Origin of the sequence: Pseudomonas sp. PS02288 (assembly GCF_029959715.1) — a bacterium.
Lineage (GTDB): Bacteria > Pseudomonadota > Gammaproteobacteria > Pseudomonadales > Pseudomonadaceae > Pseudomonas_O > Pseudomonas_O kuykendallii.
On sequence record NZ_JASCPA010000125.1, the window covers coordinates 1 to 1,199 of the forward strand.

Genomic DNA, 1,199 nt, shown 5'->3' on the forward strand with positions numbered 1-1,199 from the left:
CTAGGGATGGTCTGAAAAAGACTTCCCGAATCTGGTGAAATACGCCGATCCCGTTGCCCGAGTTTCCCGATGAAGCAAATGACCTTCGCCGACGCCGAGTACGCCGGCAAGCGCAAGCAGACCCGCAAAGAGTTGTTCCTGATCGAGATGGATCAGGTGGTGCCGTGGAAGGGTTTGATTGCCCTGATCGAGCCGCACTACCCCAAGGGTGAAGGTGGTCGTCCGGCGTATCAGCTGATGGCGATGCTGCGCGTACATTTGATGCAGAACTGGTTCGGCTACAGCGATCCGGCGATGGAGGAGGCGCTGTACGAGACCACAATCTTGCGCCAGTTTGCCGGGCTGAACCTAGAGCGTATTCCCGACGAAACCACCATCCTCAATTTCCGTCGCCTGCTGGAGAAGCACGAGTTGGCGGCCGGGATTCTGGCGGTGATCAATGGTTACCTGGGCGATCGGGGCCTGTCGCTGCGCCAGGGCACCATCGTCGATGCCACGCTGATCCATGCGCCGAGTTCGACCAAGAACAAGGACGGTAAGCGTGACCCGGAAATGCACCAGACCAAGAAGGGCAATCAGTATTATTTCGGCATGAAGGCCCACATCGGCGCGGATGCCGAGTCTGGCCTGGTGCACAGCGTGGTGGGGACGGCAGCCAACGTTGCTGACGTTACCCAGGTCGACAAACTGCTGCATGGAAAGGAAAACATGGTCGGCGCCGACGCGGGTTACACCGGCGTAGAGAAACGCCCGGAACATGAAGGCCGGGAGGTGATCTGGCAGATTGCGGCCCGCCGCAGTACGTACAAGAAGCTGAATAAGCGCAGTGCGCTGTACAAAGCCAAGCGCAAGATCGAGAAATCCAAGGCCCAGGTGCGCGCCAAAGTCGAGCACCCGTTCCGGGTGATCAAGCGCCAATTCGGCTACGTGAAGACACGCTTCCGTGGCCTGGCGAAGAACACCGCGCAGTTGGTGACACTGTTCGCGCTGTCGAACCTGTGGATGGCGCGCCGACATTTGCTGACGAATGCAGGAGAGGTGCGTCTGTAATGCGGGAAATGGCCGGCGCGAGGTGCTCGCGCCGGCTATAAATCCGGAAAGAGGGGATGATTTGATCGTTTTCTAGCCGAATCACCGTTTTGAAATCGGCAAGGGCTGGAGTCAGCCAGAAATACCTGACTACTTCAGACCATCCCTAG

The 1,199-nt window shown here is 58.4% G+C and carries 1 protein-coding gene; it reads left to right on the forward strand.

All coding sequences use genetic code 11. From position 1 onward, the window contains the following. The first annotated feature begins 69 nt into the window (after positions 1-69). Positions 70-1,050: an IS5-like element ISPst5 family transposase gene (locus QMX85_RS23340; protein ID WP_282344932.1), complete on the forward strand. Its 981-nt coding sequence runs from the start codon at positions 70-72 to the stop codon at positions 1,048-1,050. Positions 1,051-1,199 lie beyond the last annotated feature (149 nt).